We start from the raw sequence: 16,212 nt of genomic DNA on the forward strand, positions 1-16,212 counted from the left end.
CCGACCGGCCGCCGCGAACCCCACGGAACATCGCCCGTGACCGCCGCCCGCCCATGCCGGTCGGTCCCGTCCGGCCTCCGGCCCGTCGGCCCGCCCGCCAGGCGTCGCCGCAGGTGCAGGTCCGTCTCGAAGCTCCCCGCCGTCGCAGAAAGGCAGAACGTCGTGCGCCACGCAAGTAGAGAACGGCTCGTCGCGAAGATCCCGGCCGACGTCGAGATGCCCGACAAGATCATCGCTCAGTTGAACGTCCGGCAGGTCGCGATCCTGTCGGCGACCGGCCTGCTGGCCGCGTGGGTGTATCTGGTGGCCGGTGAACGGCTCCCGCTCCCGGTCCTGGTCGCGGTCGTCCTGCCGGTGATCGTCTGCGGGTGTGTGCTGGCGTTGGGCCGCAGGGACGGGCTGAGCCTCGACCAGCTCGCCCTGCACGCCTTCACCTTTCTGCGCCGGGATCGGCGGCTGGTCGCCGTCGAGGGGCAGGTGGCCGAGCCGCCCGCCTGGTGCCGGGTCCGGGGGCGTCTGCCCGGGCCGCTGCGCCTGCCCGTCCGGGCGATCCGTGAGGACGGCGTCATGGATCTGGCCGACGGCGGAACCGCGGTCGTCATCCGTGCCGGAACGGTGCCGTTCGGGTTGCGGACCGAGGCCGAGCAGGCCGCGCTGGTCGGGGTGTTCGCGGGCTGGCTGAACTCCCTCGACGTCCCGCTGCAGATCCTGCTGCAGGCCCGGCCCGTCGACCTGACCGATCTCGCCGACCGTGTCGAGCGCGACGCCCACACCCTGGCCGACCCGGCCCTCGAAGAAGCCGCCCGCAGGCACGCCGCGTTCCTCGCCGACCTCGGCACCGACCGTGACCTGCTGACCCGTGACGTCCTCATCGTCCTCCGCCACCAGCACACCGACCAGCAGCCGCTGTGGAAACACCGCGCCCGGCACACCGCCCGACGCGACAGCGCCGCCGTGATCGTCACCCGCCGCGCCGAGGAAGCCGTCCGGTCGCTCCTTGCGCTCGGCGTCAACGCGGCTGCCCTGGACGCCGACGACACCCGTGACCTGCTCGTCCGGTCGCTGTCGCCGCGCCGCGCCGAACCCGTCGGCACCGCCCGCCCCGACGAGCTGATCACTCTGGGAGACCACGCATGAAACTGACCAGACTCGCCTCCGAACTCATCGCGACCGCCGCCCGCCTGCCCGGCCCGTCCACCTTGAAGATCAACCCGCGTTCGGTGGAGTTCCCCGACGGCCTGTGCGCCTCCTTCGCGATCGCCGGCTACCCGCGTGAAGTCGGCGCGGGCTGGCTCGCCCCGCTCACCGGCTATCCCGGCCACCTCGACATCTCCCTGCACATCGAGCCGATCCCGCCGCTCGTCGCCGCACAGCGGCTGCGCCGCCAACTCGCCCGCCTGGAGTCGGCCACCGCGACCGGCCGCAACGTCGACTTCGCGGCCGAAGCCGCCGCCGATGACGCCGCCGAGCTGGCGTCCGCGCTGGCCCGAGGCCACGGGCGACTGTTCCGCGTCGGCCTCTATCTGACCGTCCACGCCTCCGACGCCGACGACCTGGACGCGCAAGTCCAGCACGTCAAAGCCCTCGCCGCCTCGCTCCTGCTGGACGCCCACCCCACCACCTTCCGCGCCCTGCAGGGCTGGACCGCGACCCTCCCCCTGGGCACCGACCCCCTCCAGACCCGCCGCACCTTCGACACCGCGGCCCTGGCCGCCTCCTTCCCGTTCGCCTCCCCCGACCTGCGGCCGCGCCTGGCCGACACCCCGGTCCTGCTCGGCCTGAACACCTACTCCTGCGGTGTCGTCCTGTGGGACCGGTTCGCCCACGACAACCACAACTCCGTGACGATCGCCCGCTCCGGCGCGGGCAAGTCCTACTTCACCAAGCTGGAGGTGCTCCGGCTGCTGTTCCACCAGGTCGAGGTGTGCGTGATCGACCCCGAAGACGAATACCGGCCCCTCGCAGACGCCGTCGCCGGAACCCACCTGGCGCTCGGCACGCCCGGAACGTGCTTCAACCCGTTCGACCTGCCCGACCAGGCCGACGGCGACGACGTCCTCGACCGGCGCGCCATGTTCCTGCAGACCCTCGTCGCGACCATGCTCGGCCAGCCCCTCACCCCGGCCGAGAAAGCCACCCTCGACAAGGCGGTCATCGCGACCTACGCCGCGGCCGGCATCACCTGCGACCGCCGCACCTGGAAGCGGCCCGCCCCGCTGCTCGCCGACCTCGCCACCATGCTGGAGGCCAGCGACGGCGCCGAGGCCTCCGCGCTGGCCGCACGTCTCGCCCCCTACACCTCCGGCTCCTACCGCAGCCTGTTCGCCGGACCCACCACCACCCGCCCCGACGGCCATCTGATCGTGTTCTCGCTGCGGGATCTGGCAGAAGAGGTCCGGCCCGTCGGGATGCTCCTGGCGTTGGACGCGATCTGGCGGCGCGTCGCCAACCCCGCCGACCGGCGCAAGCGTCTCGTCGTCGTCGACGAGGCGTGGACCCTCATGCGGGAGGCGGAAGGCGCGAAGTTCCTGTACCGGCTCGCCAAATCCGCCCGCAAGCACTGGGCGGGTCTCGCGGTCGTCACCCAGGACGCCGCCGACCTCCTCGCCTCCGACCTCGGCAAAGCGGTCGTCGCCAACGCCGCCACCCAGATCCTGCTCCGCCAGGCCCCGCAGGCGATCGACGAGATCACCGAGGCGTTCGACCTCACCGAAGGCGAACGTCTCTTCCTGCTGTCGGCCGGCCAGGGCGAAGGGCTCGTCTGCGCGGGCACCGGCGACCGCGCCGCCTTCACCGCCGTCGCCGACCCCTACGAACACGCCCTCGCCACCACCTCCCCGGCCGACCACGGAGGCGACCTGTGATCGCCCCGGAACCGGGAATCCTCTGGGCGGCCCTGACGATCGGAGCGCTGGTCGCGGTCGCGCAGGCCACGCTGTGGTGGGCGCGGAACGCGTGGCTGGCACGGTCGGCGCGGCTGGTGGAGATCGCCGTCCCGCCGCACGTGGAACCGGGCAGCGCGACGGCCTGGTGGTCACAGATCATGGGGCTGACCGCGCCCCGCTGGAAACGCGCCCTGTTCGGCCAACCCCATCTGGCGTGGGAGTTCCTCGCTGACCACGCCGGAACCAAGGTGCAGGTGTGGGTGCCCGGAGCCGTCCCACCCGACCTGGTCGAGATGGCGGTCCGCTCGGCGTGGCCGGGCGCGACCGTCACCACCCGGCCCGCCGCACCGCCCACACCCCGACCCGCCCGCAGCACGGCACGCGGACGGCTCACACCGGCCCGCCCCGACCACTATCCGCTGCTCACCCGGCACGACGGCGACCCGCTGCGCGCCCTGCTCGGCGCACTGTCGGGGCTACGGCCCGGAGAACACGCCGCCGTCCAGATCCTGGCGCGGCCGATCACCGGGAAACGCCTCGCCGCCGCCTACCGGGCCGCCTCAGCACTCCGGAACGGAACCTCGGGAACCCTGCGCGCCGAGCTGTTCGACCTGTTCACCCCGGGACGGCCCGCGCGCGCCCGCCCCGGCGAGCTGGCCCGCCTGTTCCCCGAACGCGCCGTAGAGATCCGCGACATCCTCGCCAAAGCCGCCCAGTCCCGCTTCGCCGTCCAGATCTCCTACACGCTCACCAGCGACCGTCCCGGCCAGACCGCGCGCCTGCGCGGCCGAGCCCACGAGATCGCCGGGACGTTCGCGCTGTTCGCCTCCGGCCACCAATACCTGCGACGCCTGCGCCGCCCCGACGTCCCCGGCCGCGTCAGCCGCCGCTGGATGGGCCACGGCCATCTGATGTCGGTCGCCGAACTGGCCGCCGTCGCCCACCTGCCCTACGACCTGGCCGCCCCCGGCATCACCCGGGCCGGTGCGCGCCCCGTCCCGCCGTCCCCGCTGGTGCCGTCCACCGGTCTGGACATCCGGGTTCTCGGCGACGCCGACAGCGGCCACCCCCGCCCCGTCGGGCTGGGTGTCGCCCCGGGACGTCAACACCTGCACGTCCTCGGCCAGACCGGCGTCGGCAAATCCACCTTCCTCGCCAACCTGATCCTGTCCGACGCCCACGCCGGGCGAGGCGTCCTGGTCATCGACCCCAAAGGCGACCTCATCGACGACGTCCTGGACCGGCTCCCCGAACGCGCCATCGACCGGACCGTCCTGTTCGACCCGTCCGAACCGGGCAGCCCGCCCTGCTTCAACATCCTCGCCGGACCCGACCCCGCCTACGCCGTCGACTCCGTCGTCACCATCTTCCACCGCTGTTTCGCCTCCTCCTGGGGGCCGCGCCTGGACGACCTGATGCGCTCGGCCTGCCTCACCCTGGTGCGCGCCCACGGCCACCGCGCCACCCTCGCCGACCTGCCCAAACTCCTCACCGACACCCCGTTCCGCGCCCGGATCACCCGCAAGCTCGACGACGAGCTGCTGCGCGGATTCTGGGCGTCGTATGAGGAACTGTCACCGGGCGCCCGCGCCTCGGTCATCGGCCCCGTCATGAACAAGCTGCGCGCCGTCCTGCTCCGCCCGTTCGTCCGCGACGCCCTGTCCGGCGGTTCCTCCACCTTCGACCTCGCCGGCACCCTCGACAGCGGCGGGCTCGTCCTGGCCCGCCTCCCCAAAGGCGTCCTCGGCGAGGACGCCACCCGCCTGCTCGGCTCGCTCCTGCTCGCCCACTCCTGGCAGGCGATCACCCCCCGCATCCGCGTCCCCGAACACCAACGCCGCGACGCCGCCGCCTACATCGACGAAGCACAGAACTTCCTCAACATGCCCGGCTCGGTCAGCGACCTGCTCGCCGAAGCCCGCGCCTACCGGTTCTCCCTCACCCTCGCCCACCAGCACCTGTCCCAGCTGCCCCGCGACCTGCGTGAAGCCGTCTCCGCCGACGCCCGCAACAAGGTCTACTTCGCCGCCTCACCCGAAGACGCCCACGACCTGGCCCGCCACGTCGGCCCGATCCTCACCCCCCACGACCTCGCCCACCTGGGCGCCTACCAGGCCGCCGGACGCGTCATGACCGGCAAAGGCGCCCCCTCCCCCGCCTTCACCTTCCGCACCCGGCCCCTCCCCGACCCCATCCCCGGACGCCGGCAATCGGCCCGCGACGCCTCCCGCGCCGCCTTCGCCCGCCCCGCCACCCACCCGACCCGGCCCCGCCTCACCCCAGACCCGCGACACCAGGAGGACCCCGCATGACACGCTCCCGCACACCCCGACGCCTTCAGCCCGCCCGAACCGAACGCCATCTCGCCACCCGCAACCTCATCACCGGCCTCGCCGAACGCCTCACCCCACGCGACTCCCACATCATCGAAGCGGTCTGGGAACACCGCACCCTCACCACCGACCAGCTCAACGCGATCTTCTTCCCCAGCATCCACCGCGCCCGCCACCGTCTCCTGGAACTCCACCAGCTCCGCGCCCTGGACCGCTTCCGCCCCTGGGCCCCTACCGGCAGCCGCCCCTGGCACTGGATCCTCGGCCCCGCCGGAGCCCACCACCTCGCCGCGCAACGCGGCATCCCCGTCACCGACCTCCGCTACCGACCCGACTCGGCGTCAGCGATCGCTCTTTCCTCCCGCCTCACCCACCAGGTCGGCGTCAACGACTTCTTCGCCCACCTCCACCGCACCGCCCGCACCCGCGCCGACGGATCCCGCGTCCTGGAATGGTGGCCCGAACGCCGCTGCGCCACCCTCTGGGGCGACCTCGCCCGCCCCGACGCCTACGGCCGCTGGACCGAACCCACCCCCCACGGACCACCCACCACCGTCGACTTCTTCCTCGAACACGACACCGGCACCGAACCCCTCCCCCGCCTCCTGGCGAAACTCGACGGCTACGCCGCCCTCGCCGACGCCACCAACATCACCACACCCGTCCTGTTCTGGCTCCCCAACCCCACCCGCGAAACCAACCTCCGCACCCACCTGACCCGCACCGACGTCCAAGTAGCGACCGCCGTCCACACACCCGACGGCCCCGCAGGCCCCATCTGGCTACCCACCACGACCACCGGCCCCCGCCGCCCCCTGACCGCCCTACGCGACGCCTGGAACACCCCCCACCCCCCGGCGTCCGCATGAAATACCTGACCACAGCCATCGGAACCAGCGCGTGCGCACTGATCGCACTCCTCCTCGCCGTGACGTCGATCCTCATCCCCGGCGACGGCCCCACCCAGCCCTGCGCGACCCCCACCGACATCCCGCCCGACTACCTCGCCCACCCCACCTACGCCGCCGCCCCCGACCCGGGCTGCGCCCTCACCATCCCCCCGCCCGGCCCCGGCGCAGTCGCGGTGACCGCCGCACTCCGCTGGCTCGGCACCCCGTACTCCTGGGGCGGCGGCGGGCTCACCGGCCCCACCCTCGGCATCGCCCACGGATCATCAACCATCGGCTTCGACTGCTCCGGCCTCACCCGCTACGCCTGGCACCAAACCGGAATCACCCTCCCCCGCATCGCCGCCGACCAATGGCACGCCCTCCCCCACGTCCCACCCGGCCAAGAAGCCCCCGGCGACCTCGTCTTCTTCCGCAGCTCCACCGGCACCCCCACCAACCCCGGCCACGTCGGCCTCATCCTCGACGCCCAACACATGATCGAAGCCCCAAGAACCGGCCTCACCATCCGCATCACCCCATGGACCACCCGCCACGACCTCATCGGCGTAGCCCGCCCCACCCTCCGAAATCTCGGTGTAGGGACTCAAGAGAGATGACCAGTTCTCGAAAGAGTTGTCCGTGATCTGGCCCCCGGCCGGGCGTGCCCGCTCCAGGGACTCCGTTGGGTGCGATTGGGCTACTGCGGTTCCGCTTCGATCTCGATCTTCATTGGTCTTCTGCCGCGCAGCAGGTCCCACACCTGACGCACGGCCAGGGCCTGGGGTCTCCGTCGAGGCGGAGCAGGCTATTTGACACCGAGTTTTTGGGCGGCCCTGCGAAGGAAAAACAGCAATCTATGGGGGTCGCCACAATAAATATAGGAACCCCCTCTGTAATTATTAACGCAACCCGTCCATCCCCCGTTTCCGTCGCCCATCTGGACAAGTTTCCCTGACATGGTCAGCCCGGTAATGATCTCGCTATAATGCGTTTCTTTTGTCCCGTATTCTGGACTAATCCATTCTCGCCGCCACTGAAGACTGCCCAGGATGTAGGCAGGTTCAACGTCGATCTCCTTAAGATTGTAACGGCCATATTGGTCCTTGTGTCGACCCATTATGGCGCGCTTTATTTCGGTTCGATATCGCCTCTCTGCACCGGGAAGTCCGGTCTTAACTAGCCGGGGGATAAGGAGATCGCTCTCCTTTTGGGCCTTTACCTTTCCTGCTTCGATGCTTGCCTTTTCGTCAAGTTTCTGCTGGGTCTCTTGCCTCTTTCTCTCTGCTATCTCCGCCTGGTGTACTTCGTAGCGGGAAAGACAAATAACCTTCCCCTCCCAGCGCCTGAGGTCGTTGAAGCAAAGGGGTTTGCTGCATCGAGTACAGCGTCCCACCGATTGGAGGCCGCATTCGCAAAGCGGAACGGGATTGGGATTCGGAATTTGATACTCCATGCCGCAATCGACCGAATACGAAGCGGGCCCAGGGGGAGTGACTACCCCGGTCGGATCCAAGCCTGTAGAAATTTCACGAGTGCCGTTGCATCGTGCAATACCCGGACTCACCAGTCGATAAGAGGTGTCCCCACATTGCGGACAAGCCATGAGTGTCTCCGTTCGGAGTCGCCCTGATTACGATACGGATGCGAATTCGTGATCTTCATCGACAGGTACTTCATTCGGAGAATAGCAACATCTGGCGATCTGGCGCTATCGGTCCTGAAACGCGAAACGCCCTCTTCCGGGAACGAGCGTGGGCAGCGCGGAGCCACCAAGTCAGCACCAACCTCGTCTGGGAGGCCCAGATCCAACAGATCGCCCTCGGCAAAACGAATTCAGAGCGGACCTCACCCCGGAAGAGGAGACCCACGTCATCAGCGTCCTCTTCGACCTGCTCGACAGGTTCCTGGCCGACCAGGAACGGGCCCGCCAGGACCCGCAGACCTGAGCGGAACCACACACCCTGAGCGGAACGCCCGAGCCCGCGCCCCCGCCCTCCCCGGCCGATCACGGAGCCCACAGGTGACAGAAAGCCTGCCTATGTGACAACTACCGTGCTTCGGCTCAACCGGAGACCCCACTCACAAGGACCACAGCCCCTCCAGTGCGATCTTGGTGCCAACTATCGCTGGGAGTCACAGGTTCCGAGAGCCATGTCGCAGGTCTCCAGGGCGGGCTCCCTCGGTTGGCCAAGAAGAACGAGGACCTACACTCAGCCGGTCCGCCGCGACAGCCGCTTCCGGGCGAGGCCCCAGCAGAGCAGGAGGATTCCCAATCCGACCCAGCCCGCGATGATCGGCGTTACCCGGTCGTGGACCAGCAGCGCGTTCACCGCCAGGAACACCGGCCCCGCCAGCAGCCACTTGCCGAGAAGGCCGAGATCGTTCTTGTTCTTATGGTTCAACTTCGCCAGAGCCCCAGATCGAAATACCCACTGCCGGATGGTCTTGCCATGTTTCCACGGACCGGCTGATCCGCCTCGCCAGAGTGGATCACGGGATGACGTGCCGGGTCACTGCCCGCCGGAGTGCGTAGGGGCGGCCCCTCGATGGGGCCGCCCCTTTTGGTCAGATGGTGCCGCCGCGGAGGCGGCAGGTTAGTTCGTCGGTTGGGGTTAGGTGGATGGCGGGTAGGTGGTCGAGGCCCAGGTGGAGGGCCAGGTGGATGCGGTGCCAGCCGTCGATGACGAGCTGGTTGCCCGGGGGCGGGGCGCACGGTAGCGGGACAACGATGAGCGGTTTGCTCAGGTCGGAGTTGGCTGCGTGTGCGGGGTCTACCCGGATCAGGCCGCGTACGCCCGTCAACGTCCGGATAGCAGCCGGGCGTACGGGGTGGCGGCGGGCGAGGCGGGTGGCCAGGTCGACGTCCCATGCCCACCCGAGCAGGGTGAACACCTCATCGCGCATGGGTTGTTCCCTTCGTGACCAGGGCCCGGCCATACCGGCCGGGCCCGTGAGCGGGTAGATCAGGACTCCTGGGTGTCGGCGAGGCGGAACCGGTTGGGGGCCTCACCGATGAGGACGGCGTCGCCGTGGTTCGTGAGGGTGTCCAGGGCGTTGGCGACCGCGCCGGACGACCGGCCGAGGACCTTGGCGATCTCGTTGGCGGTGAAGGCCGACTCGGGGAACTTCGTCAGGTGGGCGAGGACGGCCGGACGCAGCGGGCGGGGTGCGCTCCGCTCGCCGCGCGACGATCCCCACGCCGCACCGGTCTTCGGCTGGGTGATGCGGGCTGCTTTGCGGACGTCCGCCGCACCTGCGTAGACGGCCTCCAGGCCGGTGGCCAGCGCGGTGTCCTCGTCGGACAGGAGGGCCGCGTAGGCGGTGGTGACCGCGCCCAGGAGGTCGGTGAGGGCGCGGCGGATCTCCTCGGTGGTGCGGGCCTTGGCCAGGGCGAGTTCGGCGGCGGCGCGGCGGGCATGCTCGTCAGCCTCGGCTGCGGCCAGGCGTGCCTCGGCGTCGGCGCGACGGCCGGACTCACCGGCGACGATCTTCAGCGCATCCTCGAGCGATACCGCCGGGGCGGGGACCGCCACCGGGGCTTCCTCGTCCGGGTCGCTGTCGGGCGTGGCGGCATCCTGCTCGGCGTCGGCGTCGGCGTCGGCGTCGGCGTCGGCGTCAGGCTCGGTGTCCGGCGCAGCCTGGGCGTCAGCGTCCGGGGCGTCAGCGTCCGGGGCGTCGGCATACAGCGTCACGTCGGCCGGGGTGTCGGTGTCGGTCTCCGGGGTGGCGTCGGCCCGGGTGTTGGTCGCGGTCCAGGTGTCGGGGAGGGCGCGTCCTTCCTCGTTGCGGCCGCCCGGCGTCCGGGTGGCGTGCCCCGCCTCGGTGAACGCGGCGAGGGCCTTGCTGACCGACGCCCGCGAGACGCCGGACTCCGTAACGAGGGTGACGGCCGACGCGCCCGGGTTCCCGATGAGCGCCTCCCACACCTTCGCCGCGACGCCCTCGGGACGGAACTCGCTCGTGGTGACGGCCTCGGCGATCTGGTTCACGGTCATTTTTCTTTCCCCTTCATCAATTCCCCGGGACCGCCGTTCGCCGGTCCCGAATTTCTTCGAACACCACGACCATTTCTCGATTCCGGCGACGACGCAAACGAATTGAATGAAGCGAACGGAAAATACCTCACCTGCCCAGGCCAAGCGAGGCAACAAATTCTTTATCGCAACACGCTTGACTCCGTCCGAGCTGGCCGAATAGCGAATTGCGCGGCGCGCCAGGCCGGCGTCCTACAGGCATATAAGGCAGAGAAACAAGAAGACGAGATAGGGAGGGAGGAATTAATAAGGCGGTCGAAGGATCGGAGTGCAGTCCGACAAAATGACGGGGCGCGCGAATCATGCACGTGGATCTTCGTTGATGACGAGTCGGGCGGACCATCTGCGCCCTGCACGCCCGCCAGGGTCGGCCGCCAGCCCACCCCCTGCCCCTACCGGTCAAGGCGGTAGCCCGACATCACCCCCGATCGGTAGCCCGGCCGACACGCCCCACCCCGATCGCCCGCCGCCTCGCCTCGGAGGCCTTACGCTGGCGAAGGGACCAGCCGAATAGCAGTCGGTTGGTCCCTTCTCGATCTCTTGCCTGTTCAGGCCCTCCGGTGGTCCCGGTAGTCGCGGAACTGCGCCCACAGCAGGTGCCCGGCCTCGGGACTGCCGTTCCAGCCGACGCTCATCGACCTGGCGGCGACCCCGGCGATCCCCTGCCCGCTCCCCCGGTCACCGTCCCGCGCCCGCCGAAGGCGAGGAACGCCATGGCCGCCGAGATCCCGGACCCCCACGCAGATCGTCGCGCCGACCGCCAGATAGACCCGCAGGAATCCCCCAGCGGCCCCTGACTTCGTGTGGCTGATCGCGTTCCGCATGAATTCCCCGATGGTGAATTCGACGTGCTCCGCCACTCCGGTCTCATGGAGCAGATAGCGGGAGAACGCTTTGGCTTCGAGAATCTGATCAGCCCGTCCATGAAATGACCTGCGCCACCGGATAACTTCGCCTTCTTCCCCGATCAACGGCGCAGGAATGCCGTAATGAACAACCACCACTACCCCCACGATCTACCGATGGTGATCGCGCGAACACGCGAACACACCTATCAATGATCACCTTCCGTCGGCCCGTCAAGTCGGCCGAGGAGAAGGCCTTCTCACACCGATTCGGAGATCTTCCGGTAGAGCTCTTCGGTTTTCGAGGTCGGCTTTCTGCCGCGAGCCCGAAGCGCCTCGACGAGCTCGTCGTAGCAGTAGTGAACGGCCTGGCCTTGATCGAGCTGGGCGTAGAGCCGCATCCGTTCCTGGAGCAGATGCTCGGCGGCGGGGTCGAGCGCGGTGGCCCGCTCAAGGTGTCCGGCCTTCCCTGCGGCGGTCTGCTCGAGGTCGGCGAGCCGGGCGTGGGCCTGGACCATGGCGCGGTTCAGCCCGTCGGACTCCTTGCGGGCCCAGCCGTGCGGCACGTCGAGCAGGTACCGGCCGGTGTACAGCGAGGCCGCGGTGCCGAGGGCACGGCCCCGGCCAGCGCCCTGGACGGCGAGCAGGTCACGGATCTGCCAGACGTCGCAGGTGAACCAGTCGGGGTTCAGCCGGTATCCGATACCGCCCTTGAACTCGATGACGATGCGCCCGTAGCGGCCGGGCAGGCCGAGCACTTCGCAGAGTTTCGCCCGGGTCCCTTTGAGCAGGCCGGCGAACCGGTCTTCGGCGCGTTCCTCGTCGGGCCAGAGTTTCGCGCAGGCCGCCTCCCGGGTGAGGAGCGACGTCCGGTGCTCGGCGAGCAGCCCGAGCAGCGCCCACGTGTCGGTGCTCCAACCACCGGCGCTACGCCCGTCCACCTCGACCGAGCACTGCCCGAGCAGCCTGACGACGCCCAGCCGCCGCGACGTCGAAGCCTCCTGCGGCTCGCACGGCAACGCCTCCACCGCGGCGACCTCCACCGGGGCCACCACGGACGGCTCCGCTTCGCCGCGGCTCCGCCACACCGCCGCCGCGATCCCGACAACGCCCAGCATCACGAGCGACGACCTGGTCATCCTGCCTGCCATCCGCATTCCCACGAACCCTCCTCCGGTGTGACCGTTCGCCTCGATCACACCGTCCGGCGGCCACCCGAAACGATCTTGAAACTCTCCACGGCGACTACCGACCGTCCGCCGTCCAGCCAGACCGCCAGAAACCCCTGTCCAGAGGGCGTTCCGCGCCTACCCCTCACGTGATGAGAACTCACCATCGTGCACAACCACTCATGCCGACACGGACAGACGAAAGATCAACGCAACGAGCACGCGGAGAATTACTCTCAGTCATGAGGTGATGATGGACGGACAGGATCAGATCAACGCGCAGCGGCTCCTCGACGGGGTCGTCCCCGAGTGGATCTTCACGTCGTACACGAAGCTGCTCGCCGAACGCGGCTGCTCGGAAGAGGACGCCCACGACCTGCTCGGCGGCCGCGACCAGATCAGCGAACTCACGTCACGCGGCATGGCGCACCTGCGGCCCGACGGCCCGCTGATGCCGCCGCGTCTCGTGCCCGCCCCACCGGAGCTCGCGCTCCAAGGCGTCCTGACGGACCTCACCCGCCGTCTCGCCGGCGACCACGAACGCCTCATCTCCGGGCATACGCGGCTGAGCGAGTTCCACCAGTCCCCCACGTCGTCGGCCCCGGCGGGCACGGAACGTTTCGTGCAGGTCGTCGTCGAACGTGACGAGATCAGCCGTCTGTCGTACGCGCTCATCAACGCGGCCAGACACGACTGGCTGACCCTCGACAACTACGTCCTGGAAGCGCCGCTCGATGACTCGACCGGTTTCCCGCCGCTACCGGTGTTCGACGGCCAGGTCCAGTGCCGGGCCATCTATGAGACGCGCTGCGCCGAGCACCCCATCGGCGTCAAGACGATCGAGGCGGCGGTCGCGGCCGGCGAGCAGGCCCGCCTGCTTCCGAGGGTCGGCATGAAGATGAAGCTCGCCGACGAGGCCGTCGCGCTGCTGCCCCTCACCCCGACGGGGATGGGCGGCGCGCTTCTCGTCCGCTCCCCCGTCATCGTCGCGGCGCTCCGCGAGTACTTCGAGCTGCTGTGGGAGCGCGCGATCCCGTTCGGCGACACCGCGGCCGCCGACCGCCTCAACCCGGCGCAGGCCAGGGTGCTCCGCCTCCTCACCCAAGGCCTGTCGGACGAGGCGATCGCCCGGCAAATGGACATCAGCGTGAACACCATGCGCCGCCACTGGACCGCCATACGCGACGAGCTGGGTGTCGACACCCGTTTCGCCGCCGGAGCCGCAGCGGTGCGCCGCGGCTGGATCGACTGAACCCGAGAGGAAGAGCAATGCCCGAGTACCTGGAGTTCGTTCCTCATCAGCGTTTCCAGCCGACCCTCAAAATCTCACCGGACAACGAGCTGGTCGCCTACTCCAGCCACGCGTCCGGCCGGTACGACCTGTGGGTGGTTCCGGTGGCCGGTGGGGAGCCGCGTCGCGTCGCGGGCTTCGACGACCGGACCGTCCGGCAGATCGCGTGGGCGCCGTCGGGCCAGGAGCTGGTGTTCACCGCCGACGAGACCGGCGACGAGCAGTTCCGCATCTACCGCGTCGGCCTGGACGGCAGCGACCTGACCGAGATCAGCTCCGCCGACGTCTGCCAGCGGGTCCTGGCCGGAGCCCCGTTCGACCCGACCGGCCGCCTCCTGGCCTACACCGCCAACGACCGCGACCCCGCCTCACAGGACCTCATCGTCCACGACCTGGCCACCGCGGCCCTGCGACGTTTCACCCCACCCGAGGGCATCGCGTTCGAAGCGATCGGCATCTCCCCCGACGGACGCTGGCTCCTGTCGACGGGCTTCCGCTCCCACACCGACATCGCCCTCTACCTCGCCGACCTCCACGACCCCGACGCCTCCCCCCGCTGCGTGTCGGCCGCCTTCGGCGAAGGCGTCTTCGACCCCGGCACCTGGGCCGAGGACTCCAGCGGCTTCTACGTCCTCACCGACCACTGGAGCGAGTTCACAGCCGCCGCGTTCTACGACCTGACCACCGAAACCCTCGCGCCCCTGGCCGCCCCACCCTGGGACGTCGAAGTGATCGACGCCGCGGCGGGCGTCCACCTCTGGTCGGTCAACGAAGGCGGACGTTCGGTCCTGCACGCCCAGCGCGACGGCGTCCCCGTCCCGCTCCCCGCCGTCCCACCCGGCGTGGTCGCGGTCTTGTCCCTGACGAGTGACGCCACCCGCGCCGTCGTCCTCCTCGACTCAGCGGCCCGCCCCCCAGAACTCGCCGTCATCGACCTGGAACACCGCGCGTTCCGCTACCTCACCGACACCCGGCCCGCCGCGCTGCAGACCATCGACCCGATCGCCCCCGAAATGATCGCCTACCCCGCCGCGAACGGACGCACCGTCCACGCCGTCCTCTACCGCCCCGACGGCCCCGGCCCCCACCCCGTCCTGCTGTGCATCCACGGCGGACCCGAAGCCCAGGAACGCCCCGTCTACGGCCGATCCGGCCTCTACCAGCACCTAGCCCACCAGGGCATCGCCGTCCTGGCCCCCAACCCCGCCGGATCCACCGGCTACGGCACCGCCCACCAGAAACTCATCTACTGCGACTGGGGCGGCACCGACCTCGACGACCTCGACCACGCCATCACCTACCTCAACACCCTCCCCTGGGCCGACACCACCCGCCTGGCCGCCATGGGCGGCTCCTACGGAGGCTTCGCCGCCCTGTCCTGCCTGGCCCGCCTCCCCCACCACTGGGTCGCAGGCGTCTCCATCTGCGGCCCCTCCAACCTCCTCACCCTCGCCAAAGCCGCCCCACCCACCTGGAAAACGTTCGTCTCCACCGTCCTCGGCGACCCCGAAACCCGCGCCGAACAACTCCTCGAACGCAGCCCCGTCACCTACGCCGACAACATCAACGCACCCCTCTACGTCGTCCAAGGCGCCCACGACCCCCGCGTCCCCCAAACCGAATCCGACCAGATCGTCCAACGCCTACGAGCCCGAGGCATCGACGTCACCTACGACGTCTACCCCGACGAAGGCCACGGCTTCACCAACCGCACCAACGAACTCGCCGCCTACACCAAAATCAGCAAATTCCTCCACACCCACCTGATCACCACCACCGCCAACCTCCCCAACCCGCTACCGGTCGCCTGACTCAAAAGACGGCTTGCTCGGCAGGACACAGAAGAATCGGGCAGAGCCTGCTAGCGATCAAGATCGCGCCCAGGCTCTACGCGCGGGGATGGCGTTTCCATGCCTCCGGGACGGACCGGGCCTGCTGACGCCGCCCCTCCCTGTGACGACCCCAACCGGTTCGTGTTTCTATGCCCTCCGTGATGGGCTGGGCCTGCCGACTTCAACGGTCTGAGGACGGGCGAGCCGTTCCTCTGTTTCTATGCCCTCCGAGTCGGGCTGGGCCTGCTGACTCACAACCTGTTCGCACGACCCGGCTACCTGATCGAGTTTCTATACCCTCTGACACGGGCTGGGCCTGCTGACGGGCGTCCCCTCGGACAGCGCCAGCATGGTGCCCGTTTCTATTCCCTCCGAGACGGGCTGGGCCTGCTGACGCGCGCCCGGGAACGGCAAGAGACCGTCGAACGGTGTTTCTATGCGGCTGGGCCTGCTGACGGACGTCCTCGCTCTGATGACCCCGGCCAGCCAGCGTTTCTATGCCCTCCGGGTCGGGCCGGGCCTACTGACGATCGTCCTCGACAGCCTCAGTCCGGTCGACATATTTCTATGCCCTCCGAGACGGGCTGGGCCTAGCTGACAAGAAGAGGCCGAAGCTCGAAAGCTTCATGATCGAGTTTCTATGCCCTCCGAGACGGGCTGGGCCTTCTGACCCGACCGCGCAAGGAGCCGGAACAATGTCAGCGTTTCTATGCCCTCCGAGACGGGCTGGGTCTTCTGACCCCCGTCGCTGTTTCGGAGCCCCTGAGCTGCGGCAACGGAGATCGTTGCGCGAGCCCCGCCAGTAAAGAGGCCAGTTGACATCTGGTAGATCTTCATCGAGCCTCCGCAAGGCCGATGAGCTGCGGTAATGGACTTGCGCGCGCACCCGTTGACTAGACCCTGTCAGCGGATGTCCGGTTTCGGCGTATTGAG

Annotated in this window: 13 protein-coding genes; 7 read left to right on the top strand and 6 right to left on the bottom strand. The window is 69.2% G+C overall.

Features of this window, described 5'->3' with window-relative positions; genetic code table 11:
* The 5 genes from ACYVE7_RS00005 to ACYVE7_RS00025 all read left to right on the top strand — a co-directional run.
* Positions 1 to 1,137 (top strand): PrgI family protein (locus ACYVE7_RS00005; RefSeq protein WP_460362022.1); only part of this gene is annotated, 1,137 nt, incomplete at its 5' end.
* A complete protein-coding gene (locus tag ACYVE7_RS00010; RefSeq protein ID WP_460362024.1) occupies positions 1,134 to 2,864 on the top strand; it encodes a VirB4 family type IV secretion system protein in 1,731 nt (576 codons plus the stop codon). The genes ACYVE7_RS00005 and ACYVE7_RS00010, both read left to right, overlap by 4 nt.
* Positions 2,861 to 5,197: a type IV secretory system conjugative DNA transfer family protein gene (locus ACYVE7_RS00015; protein WP_460362026.1), complete on the top strand. Its 2,337-nt coding sequence runs from the start codon at positions 2,861 to 2,863 to the stop codon at positions 5,195 to 5,197. Before ACYVE7_RS00010 ends, ACYVE7_RS00015 begins: the two co-directional genes overlap by 4 nt.
* Positions 5,194 to 6,087 carry a replication-relaxation family protein gene (locus ACYVE7_RS00020; RefSeq protein ID WP_460362028.1) on the top strand — a complete coding sequence of 298 codons (894 nt, stop codon included), beginning with the start codon at positions 5,194 to 5,196 and terminating at the stop codon, positions 6,085 to 6,087. The genes ACYVE7_RS00015 and ACYVE7_RS00020 overlap by 4 nt, the downstream gene beginning before the upstream one ends.
* Positions 6,084 to 6,725 (top strand): C40 family peptidase, encoded by a 642-nt coding sequence (locus tag ACYVE7_RS00025; protein WP_460362030.1) that lies wholly within the window; start codon positions 6,084 to 6,086, stop codon positions 6,723 to 6,725. The genes ACYVE7_RS00020 and ACYVE7_RS00025 overlap by 4 nt, the downstream gene beginning before the upstream one ends.
* Before the next feature lie 188 nt (positions 6,726 to 6,913).
* Here the strand turns inward: ACYVE7_RS00025 and ACYVE7_RS00030 are convergent, their stop codons facing one another.
* The 6 genes from ACYVE7_RS00030 to ACYVE7_RS00055 form a co-directional block, all read right to left on the bottom strand.
* The gene (locus ACYVE7_RS00030; RefSeq protein ID WP_460362031.1) at positions 6,914 to 7,561 is read right to left on the bottom strand and encodes a hypothetical protein; all 648 of its coding nucleotides are present in this window, start codon (positions 7,559 to 7,561) and stop codon (positions 6,914 to 6,916) included.
* A 757-nt stretch (positions 7,562 to 8,318) separates the two neighbouring features.
* Complete coding sequence (locus ACYVE7_RS00035; protein ID WP_460362033.1) at positions 8,319 to 8,510, bottom strand: hypothetical protein; 192 nt, start codon at positions 8,508 to 8,510, stop codon at positions 8,319 to 8,321.
* 163 nt (positions 8,511 to 8,673) lie between these two features.
* Positions 8,674 to 9,012, bottom strand: a complete 339-nt coding sequence (locus tag ACYVE7_RS00040) for a hypothetical protein (protein ID WP_460362035.1) — start codon at positions 9,010 to 9,012, stop codon at positions 8,674 to 8,676.
* Between the two features lie 59 nt (positions 9,013 to 9,071).
* Positions 9,072 to 10,103 (bottom strand): hypothetical protein, encoded by a 1,032-nt coding sequence (locus ACYVE7_RS00045; protein ID WP_460362037.1) that lies wholly within the window; start codon positions 10,101 to 10,103, stop codon positions 9,072 to 9,074.
* Between the two features lie 587 nt (positions 10,104 to 10,690).
* Positions 10,691 to 10,966, bottom strand: coding sequence for a hypothetical protein (locus ACYVE7_RS00050; protein WP_460362038.1), 276 nt, complete (start codon positions 10,964 to 10,966; stop codon positions 10,691 to 10,693).
* 281 nt (positions 10,967 to 11,247) lie between these two features.
* Positions 11,248 to 12,138: an AfsR/SARP family transcriptional regulator gene (locus tag ACYVE7_RS00055; protein ID WP_460362039.1), complete on the bottom strand. Its 891-nt coding sequence runs from the start codon at positions 12,136 to 12,138 to the stop codon at positions 11,248 to 11,250.
* A 268-nt stretch (positions 12,139 to 12,406) separates the two neighbouring features.
* Between ACYVE7_RS00055 and ACYVE7_RS00060 the strand changes: the two genes are divergently transcribed.
* Together ACYVE7_RS00060 and ACYVE7_RS00065 are read left to right on the top strand one after the other, a co-directional pair.
* Complete coding sequence (locus ACYVE7_RS00060; RefSeq protein WP_460362041.1) at positions 12,407 to 13,408, top strand: helix-turn-helix transcriptional regulator; 1,002 nt, start codon at positions 12,407 to 12,409, stop codon at positions 13,406 to 13,408.
* A gap of 17 nt (positions 13,409 to 13,425) precedes the next feature.
* The gene (locus ACYVE7_RS00065; protein ID WP_460362042.1) at positions 13,426 to 15,258 is read left to right on the top strand and encodes a S9 family peptidase; all 1,833 of its coding nucleotides are present in this window, start codon (positions 13,426 to 13,428) and stop codon (positions 15,256 to 15,258) included.
* Positions 15,259 to 16,212: the final 954 nt, after the last annotated feature.

Source organism: Actinocorallia lasiicapitis (assembly GCF_054778695.1).

Coding starts and splice junctions, on each gene's coding strand:
- ACYVE7_RS00010 (WP_460362024.1), top strand. CDS start 1,134: ATGAAACTGACCAGACTCGCCTCCGAACTCATCGCGACCGCCGCCCGC.
- ACYVE7_RS00020 (WP_460362028.1), top strand. CDS start 5,194: ATGACACGCTCCCGCACACCCCGACGCCTTCAGCCCGCCCGAACCGAA.
- ACYVE7_RS00025 (WP_460362030.1), top strand. CDS start 6,084: ATGAAATACCTGACCACAGCCATCGGAACCAGCGCGTGCGCACTGATC.
- ACYVE7_RS00030 (WP_460362031.1), bottom strand. CDS start 7,561: ATGGAGTATCAAATTCCGAATCCCAATCCCGTTCCGCTTTGCGAATGC.
- ACYVE7_RS00040 (WP_460362035.1), bottom strand. CDS start 9,012: ATGCGCGATGAGGTGTTCACCCTGCTCGGGTGGGCATGGGACGTCGAC.
- ACYVE7_RS00045 (WP_460362037.1), bottom strand. CDS start 10,103: ATGACCGTGAACCAGATCGCCGAGGCCGTCACCACGAGCGAGTTCCGT.
- ACYVE7_RS00050 (WP_460362038.1), bottom strand. CDS start 10,966: ATGCGGAACGCGATCAGCCACACGAAGTCAGGGGCCGCTGGGGGATTC.
- ACYVE7_RS00055 (WP_460362039.1), bottom strand. CDS start 12,138: ATGGCAGGCAGGATGACCAGGTCGTCGCTCGTGATGCTGGGCGTTGTC.
- ACYVE7_RS00060 (WP_460362041.1), top strand. CDS start 12,407: ATGATGGACGGACAGGATCAGATCAACGCGCAGCGGCTCCTCGACGGG.
- ACYVE7_RS00065 (WP_460362042.1), top strand. CDS start 13,426: ATGCCCGAGTACCTGGAGTTCGTTCCTCATCAGCGTTTCCAGCCGACC.